This window comes from Coxiella endosymbiont of Ornithodoros amblus, from assembly GCF_019425495.1.
Classification (GTDB): Bacteria; Pseudomonadota; Gammaproteobacteria; order Coxiellales; family Coxiellaceae; genus Coxiella.
Genome location: NZ_VFIV01000057.1, coordinates 1 through 8,164 on the forward strand (window position 1 = coordinate 1; position 8,164 = coordinate 8,164).

Below are 8,164 nucleotides of genomic sequence, written 5' to 3' on the forward strand. Positions count from 1 at the left end.
AAATGTAAGGGAAATTATTTTCAACCCAATAATCAATTGCTTCAATTAAAACAAGCCTTTCCATTAATTCCACCTGCTCAGGAAACAAACTCATCGCTTTCCTTCGTGTATGGAGAAATACTTAAAATGAGAAGGAATATCTTTAAGGTGCGTCAAGGAGATTGTTTCTATAATTATTTTCGATGAAAACGAAAAAGAAGTTTTTATGCTATCAAGAATTAATTTATAGGAGTTTTGTTCTTTTTATTTTATTTCACTACTCCCAGGGAGAATTCATGGGCTCCACATTCACGTGAATCCTGACTGTAGTAACAAGGACGAAGCACAGTGGGGAGTCATTTAGATCCAGCAAACATGGACAAACATTTAGGCCCCTACAATCCCAATGGCCATTTTGGCGATTTACCGGACTTTAACGGTAAAAAATGGAACAGAAACCTTGCCTAATTTTAGCGACCCGCTTGAAAGTAAAAGACGTCATCTGGGATTGTTAAATAGCCAACGTTGGAATTTTATTTTTCATGTTTGAGCATCGGAATAAAAACGATGATTATTTTTTAAGTCAATACGTTTGTATTGACAATATTGCTTGCCAGCGCATACTCTACGTCTGATGAAAAAGGCCGCTAAGCTGCTCTAGTCACAAATCCGAGTTTCTCCTGATGAGAAGGCAGCTGTCCAGCGAGCTGCGAAACACGCTGGTATGGGAATGTCTGAATGGATTGTTCTTTCTAGAGGCGCTCAGCGCTTTCATCAATTGAAGCGTGATAAAGATAAGCATTATTTACTTTCTGAATTGCATGATCTCTTTCACACAGCAACTCTAAAAGAGTTTGAGCAAATGGTAGCAGATCCGTCGGGAGTTCGTCTTTTACCCTATTGGGAAAATTATGTTGCCGCAATGATTGAATATACAGCAAACTAAAAGGGAACATCACCACCAGCTTTGGTGCGAGAGATTAAACCCCTTTCTCAACCTGTCTTTGGAACCATTTGATGAGCTTGCGTTTGTACTTATTGACCCATTCACCTTCTCCGTTTCGATATCGAAACATTTTCATTGATTCAACAGTGGGGCAGCGCGTGTGATTATGTCACAACAGTTAACACAGCATGATATGTAAGCAATTATTTGAACTATTAAATGAGGAGTTCAAGCATCAATCGCTGGAGGGGAATTGTATTTAGTGGGAGGGCAGTAATGTGCTTAGTTTATGATGCTCGTCCAGCAACCCAGGAGTCGATGCCTTATTTCAACCTGCTCAGAAGCTTCGTAAAATTGCTGCAAAGTCAGCGCCCATGTTGGAGTGAAAGCTGATTGGCTGAATGATGCTGTTAAAGGTTATTTGAGCGATCGGGGAGAATTTGATTATTTTTTAGAATTAAGTCACCTTAGGGGTATTTGTTAGCCATCCTGATTATTTATTAGTGATGAAATGTTTAGCTTTACAAATCAGGGAAAAATTTTATGATCTTGATGACATTCGCTATTTATTACGTTATCTGAACATAACAACTTATCAAGGCACCCTGGACATCATTACCCGTTATTATCCGCTAAAGCGTTTCCCGCAAAAGACGCTTTATGCGCTTGAAGAGCTTATCGAGATGGATAGTGTCTAAATTTTGTCTTCAACAAGCCCGCTTGAAAGTCATACGTCCATTACAACTGAAATTTGTCTACATTTCAGCAATTTTCACTGAAATTTCTCCATAAAATACAAATTTCAGTGAAAAACCGAGGCGCCCTTAGTTAGGACGACCCCGTGCTTGATTGAATATTCTCGACATTAGAAAACCTGGCCGGTATAAGCAGGCTGATAAGTGGGGGAGAATTTTTCTCCTTGTTTGTTTTTCGGTTCCGTATCAAACTGAAAAAGTGAGTGTGGGTTGGAGGGATTACTCGGTGTTTTTGGTGTGCTGATGCGCTGTAATGTGTTGAAAAATGTTTCTCTCGTTTGAACAGATTCTTTGTCTATTAACGCTCCAATTACCATAATTCAGAAGTCAATTTTTTCATTAGCCCAGACATCCACCTTAGGAATAAATTTCTGAATCTGCGCTTTTAGCAGGGTAACGGATTCAAGAGATTGTAAAGGTTTAAAAATTTTTTCTTCATCTATTTTTAGGGCCAGTGCTATTAATTTTTTAGATTTTTTAGCTAAATCATAAAGCGTCTTTTCTTCCACGTTAAGGCTATTATTTTCTTTATTAATAATTTTATTTTTCAATTTTATCAAGTTAATAGATATTTTTTCTATTCCAAGGGCTTTAAAACGTAGCGTTAGACAATCAATAATAGCTAAAGTTGAATTACATAAAAGTGTTAAGAGAGTAGGGTCTGATTCAAAATACATTGAAAATATAAAAAAATAATCTAAATAAAGTTGGAACGAAGTAAAGGACCGTGATAGGTGTGGCGATGGTTATAGCCGTTTCTGCCATATTTCCTAAAACCGAACTTAACAAATTCGATATAGGACTCATTATCGTGCCCATTAATCCAGAGCCAGTGAGGTTCTCAAAACCTCTATGCATCGAGGATTGTATAAACGAATTTGTTTGTGAAGCAAGGAATGGGGTGGCAGAACCAACTAAAATGCCATAGGCTCCGACGCTCAGGGGAGCCGAGGTGGTGGTTTCTATTATTTTGGAGTTGTGAGTGAGTATCTCTTTAGTTTTAGACCTGCTTTTGGACTTCTGCCTTTTAACTTGTTGTTCCATTTTTTTGTAATCTTTCCTTTATTAAGTTCCTATATCGGCTTTTTCTTTCCGTATTTAAGGATTCTAAATAAATGGGTATCTTTAAATTAATAGGGTGCAGATCTTCTTATCCAGCCATATGAATTGGATGCATTTTCTATTTCTCCCTTAATAAAACCATTAACTTTCTGCAATACTTGAAATGACTATTTCCCAGACGCAAAGAGAGTCGAGAGGCATTTGGATTAGCTGCCTTATCTTTCTGATCTAGAAGAGAACAGAATAATCCAAGGTGGGAAGCGATTTTGATAGGGCTTAACGCACCAAAGGATGGGAGTTTTGCTTGTTAACCCACTCCTTGACTCTATCCATTTTATCTTCATCTGAAAAAAAGCGATACTCCGGAAGAGCTATCGTCAGTTTCTATAAAAACGTTATTTACTTCCTGTTTAAAAGTTTTCATTGTTTTTAGTATTTCTTCTCTTACTTTTTTAATCGATTTTCAAAAGAATTTCTAAAAAGGAAATCCTTCTTTTCTAGCGTTTTGTCTAATGCCAACAACCAGGCGTGTAAAGCAGCTGCTGTCTTTACAACAGTTTGATATTATTCAGAATTATATGTAAAACTATGAATGATTAGTGTATAGAGATTTATAGAGATAGATTGAGCTTTATTAGTATTAACATATTTTATCAGATGTATATGAATTTTATCGGCATCTATTTTTATCTTGTTTGACAATTTCTTTTAATTCTTTATCGAATGTGTAGTTTGGACGACAAGTGAAATAATTTATTATAGTATATATTTTTGAATATCTTAAAAAGAGATTCAGCGTTCAGACTTAGTTTTAATGAGTCTTTTTTCATATTTTTATTTTCAAATTCTTTTACAATATAAAAGTCAGATAATGCTGAGATTAACTCTATTATTTTTTCATTATCAATTTGATCTATATGTTCAAAGAGTTTTTCAGCATTTTTTCTTCCAATATTTCGAAATTTTCTGACAGTATAAATAAAAAAATTAATACGCTAACCGTTATGGCTGTCCAAATACTCGCCGCAGCGATTCCCACTATGGTTCCAGCTCCCGTTATTCCAATTCCTCCACTCGTGCCGATTAAAGTTGAAATAGATATTATTTTTATATCAAAAATATGAACGATAGTGAGCGAATTTTTATGTTCGACATCTTTTGCGATTTTCTTTTTTTAGCCTAGACTACTATTAACTGTCTCATTATATTCAAGCGCTTTACTAGCTGTTGAAGATTTATTGTAGATCAAATTAGTGCCTTCTTCTAATTACGGCTCTAAATTTTGGTATAAAATTTCTAGTAAATAATGCAAAGACTCTAAATTAATTTCAATTCCGGCCTTCTGTGCTTTATCGTCGATCTTGTCCTCTTGAGTGTGGCCAAGTTTACGATCGAGTGCTCTAGTAAAAAGAAATAAATATATTTTTAATTCTAATTCAGTCGTTTCTTGGTCAATAGGCGTATAACTTTATGTGGCAAGAGATAATTGACTAGATACCGTTTCTATTCCACTATCATAAAAACTATTAATTTTAGAACTTTTTTGAAGTAATTTGGTTTTGTTATTTGGACTACAATTAGAAAAAGGATAATTGATTTTTGTTGACGACCTAGACATTTTTAAACTCGTAAATTCATTTTATAATAAAAAATTTTAAATGAAAATAAATAATAAATGATTTTGATTAAAAAATTTTTATTTTAAAAATTGTTACTTTCGTAAATTTTATTTTGAAATAAATTTAATTTCGATTAAGCCATTTCCAAAGGGAAATTTATCACGTCGTCAATATATTTTCTTTCCGATTTGATCATAATTAAACAATCCAGGCCCACGGAAACGCCAGCGCAAGGAAGGTGGCAGGCCATGAGTCAAGGCGGCGAGAAAGCGTTCGTCAATATTAATAGAAGGACGGTTTTTCTGGTTTTGCTTTTTGTTATCATTCAAAAATCGCTGTTGTTGTTCGTCGGCGTTTGTTAATTCTTCAAAGCCATTGGCGCATTCCATTCCTTGAATATAAACCTCGAATCATAAAGCGATGTTGGGATCTTGGGGATTAATTTTTGAAAGCGCCGCTTGCGTAGCAGGAAAATGATACACAAACAAAGGAGCATCAAATCCAATTTTCGGTTCAAGGTACTCACTAAATAAAAATTGTAATAGTTTGTTCCGATCGCTATATTCATTAGAGTTTTCAAGTGAAAATTGGTTGGCGAGTGATTGTAATTGGTTTAAGGAGGTTTGATGCGGATTAATTCCCAGATGTTTTAAAAATAATTCTTCGTAAGTAATACGCGATACTTTCTTAGATTGAAGTATAAATTGCAATAATTCATCCATTTCATCCATTAAATCGTGATAAGAAAAGTCAGGACGGTACCATTCAAGCATTTCATATTCAGGAGAAGTTTGAAGATAATAATGCTGTTTCTTTTTTCCATCTAAATAAGTAGTTTGAAAGCTGTCGATATGAATATCGGTCACGGTGTGCTGCGATAAAATTGGTGTTTCCACCTTCATGACTTTTCGTTTAGCAAAAAATTGGCGAATGTTTTTTAATAATTGCGCACGAAATCGCTGGTTTTCAATCGAAGCAGTGGGTTGCCAACGGGAATTGGTATTGGTTTACTTTGCCCGGGAAACGTATTCTTCCCGTCGCGTATCGACTTTAATAATTTCCCCTTCATTGAGAAACAAAGGAACACGAACGACAGCGCCAGTTTCCAATTTTGCACGTTTGGTGCCGCCCGTTGCGGTATCGCCGCGAACACCGGGTTCAGTTTCTGTTACTTTAAGCTCAACAAAATTAGGAGGTTCAACAGACAAAGGAGCGTCGTTCCACATGGTCACCATACAAAGGGCTTCTTCTTTAAGCCATTGCTTTGCCTCAGCCACTGCTTTTTTGGAAGCCGCGTGTTGTTCATAGCTTTCCGATGTCATGAAATGCCAAAATTTACCATCATTATATAAATATTGCATTTCGACTTCGACCACATCGGCGGCCGGCAGAGTCTCGCCCGATTTAAACGTGCGCTCCAATACCCGGCCCGTCTTCAAATTACGAAATTTCACGCGGTTAAAAGCCTGACCTTTTCCCGGTTTTACAAATTCGTTGTCGATGATGCTGCAAGGATCGCCATCGACCATTACCTTAAGCCCGCCACGAAATTCGTTCGTGCTGTAAGTTGGCATAGTTTTCTCCATGCTAACAAATATAGCGGATTATTATAACAAAATTTCATCATGTACGGTAAGATATCTCGATGAATCCACCCACTTCTATCTTGCGAGTCGCTGTCCCTTCGCCGCTTTGGCAAAGCTTTGATTATTTGCCCATTAATGCGGAAATCCGGCCATTACAGCCTGGCATGCGCTTGAAGGTGCCTTTTGGTCGGCGAGAAACAGTCGGGATTTTACTCGATGTGGTGACTCATTCGGCGCTTCCATTGAGCAAGCTAAAACCGATCATTGAAATTATCGACAAAGTGGCCCTAATTCCACCTTCCTTACTAAGCCTGTATTGTTGGGCCAGTGATTATTATCATTATCCCGTTGGGGAAGTTATTCTTGGATCTTTGCCGCGTTTATTTCGACAAGGGAAAACAATTATCAGTGAAAAAATAGAGGGACTCAATCAGGCTGCTACGCCTTCTCTTGAGTTAAATGAATATCAACAAAATGTGGTCAATCAAGTTATTGATTCAAAAGAATTTCAAACTTTTTTGCTAGCCGGCGTTACTGGCAGTGGAAAAACTGAAGTTTATTTACGTTGCATTGAAAAATTAATTCAGCAAAAGAAACAAGCCTTAATTTTAGTTCCCGAAATTGGATTAACGCCTCAGACCTTAAATCGATTTCGTGAACGATTTAATGTGCCAACGGTTATTTTGCATTCCAATTTGACTGATAAAAAACGTGCTCAAGTCTGGATGATGGCGAAAAGAGGAACCGCAAAAATTGTTATCGGCACTCGTTCCGCTATCTTCATCCCATTGTTAAATCCGGGAATTATCATTATCGATGAAGAACACGATACCTCGTTTAAACAACAATCGGGATTCCGCTATTCAGCGCGGGATTTAGCGGTGATGCGAGGACAATTTGAAAATATTCCCGTCGTGCTTGGGTCAGCAACTCCATCATTAGAAAGTTTGTATAATGTTGAACGTCGCCGTTACCAATTACTGTCTTTGCCCAGCCGAGCTGGTAACGCAAAGTTGCCGGGTTTAACAATTGTTGATTTGCGCCAGAAAAAATTAATCGCTGGAATGAGTGAGGATTTATTAATTTCCATTGAAAAACACATTAAAAATAAAGGTCAAGTATTATTATTTTTAAACCGGCGAGGATACGCGTCGACCTTATTGTGTCACGGTTGCGGTTGGGCGATGCACTGCAACCGTTGTGATGCTCGCTTAACACTGCATTATTTCCCAAAGCGCCTTTATTGCCACTATTGTGGCGCGGCTAAAAAACTCCCGCCCACTTGTCCGCAGTGTCATCAACAAGAATTAATCGGTGTTGGTTTAGGAACGGAACGACTCGAAACGGCATTACAACAACGTTTTCCCAATGACGATATTGTCCGAATCGATCGCGACAGCACGCGCACAAAAAACAGCATGGAAAATAAATTAAATTTAATCTACAATCGCGAAGTCCCCATTTTAATTGGCACACAAATGATAGCGAAAGGCCATCATTTTCCTCATTTAACTTTAGTGGCGATCATTGGCGCCGATAGCGGTTTATACAGCGCTGATTTTCGAGCCACTGAGCGGATGGGGCAATTACTCACCCAAGTTGCAGGCCGAGCCGGACGTGTCAATCGTCAAGGGGAAGTATTAATTCAAACCCACCAACCGAATAACCCTTTTTTAACCCTATTGCTCCAAGAAGGTTATGAAGCTTTTGCGCAAGCTTTATTAAAAGAACGTCAATTGGTACAACTACCACCTTTCACTTATTTAGCTTTATTACGCACCGAAGCAGTCAAGAAAAGTTTACCCCTCAATTTTTTGACGAAAATAAAAGAATTGATGATCAACGAGTTGAAAGAAGAAGTGGATTTATTAGGACCCGTCCCAGCCGGAATGGAACGCAAAGCGGGACGTTACCGATATCAATTATTATTCCAATCAAAGCACCGAAAAGATTTACATAGTGTTTTAAATAAATTAATTTCGTTGTTAGTAACCCAGCGAAGAAAAGTACGCTGGTCGTTAGATATTGATCCACAAGAAACGATTTAAAAAAAACAAATTAGGGCCTGTTTACGATTCGCTAGGTTAAACCAGCTAAACAACCCAATGAAAAGTGCGCTCTTTAAAGGGGGCGTTATAATGCGCCAACACAGAATTTCTATTTTAAATAAAGAGCAGGTGATGAAAGATATTAAAATACTTGGTGTTGATATTTATT

2 protein-coding genes and 4 pseudogenes are annotated in these 8,164 nt (G+C 37.3%); 3 read left to right on the forward strand and 3 right to left on the reverse strand.

The window, feature by feature from the left end; translation table 11 throughout:
• Positions 1-646 precede the first annotated feature (646 nt).
• Together FIV31_RS06515 and FIV31_RS06520 are read left to right on the forward strand one after the other, a co-directional pair.
• Positions 647-1,089, forward strand: a pseudogene (locus FIV31_RS06515) (plasmid mobilization protein).
• Between the two features lie 2 nt (positions 1,090-1,091).
• Positions 1,092-1,623, forward strand: a pseudogene (locus tag FIV31_RS06520) (hypothetical protein).
• 167 nt (positions 1,624-1,790) lie between these two features.
• Here FIV31_RS06520 and FIV31_RS06525 read toward each other — a convergent pair.
• The 3 genes and pseudogenes from FIV31_RS06525 to efp all read right to left on the reverse strand — a co-directional run bounded on the left by FIV31_RS06525 (position 1,791) and on the right by efp (position 5,935).
• Positions 1,791-2,824 (reverse strand): annotated as a pseudogene (locus FIV31_RS06525) (CBU_1819 family Dot/Icm T4SS effector).
• Positions 2,825-4,494: 1,670 nt separating this feature from the next.
• Positions 4,495-5,332, reverse strand: a pseudogene (locus FIV31_RS06530) (EF-P lysine aminoacylase GenX).
• 36 nt (positions 5,333-5,368) lie between these two features.
• Entirely contained in the window at positions 5,369-5,935 is a 567-nt protein-coding gene (gene efp, locus FIV31_RS06535; protein WP_280124215.1) for an elongation factor P, read from the reverse strand.
• Positions 5,936-6,006: 71 nt separating this feature from the next.
• Here efp and FIV31_RS06540 point away from each other — a divergent pair, with 71 nt between their 5' ends.
• The gene (locus FIV31_RS06540) at positions 6,007-7,995 is read left to right on the forward strand and encodes a primosomal protein N' (protein ID WP_280124216.1); all 1,989 of its coding nucleotides are present in this window, start codon (positions 6,007-6,009) and stop codon (positions 7,993-7,995) included.
• The last annotated feature ends 169 nt before the right edge of the window (positions 7,996-8,164 follow it).

Coding starts and splice junctions, on each gene's coding strand:
- efp (WP_280124215.1), bottom strand. CDS start 5,935: ATGCCAACTTACAGCACGAACGAATTTCGTGGCGGGCTTAAGGTAATG.
- FIV31_RS06540 (WP_280124216.1), top strand. CDS start 6,007: ATGAATCCACCCACTTCTATCTTGCGAGTCGCTGTCCCTTCGCCGCTT.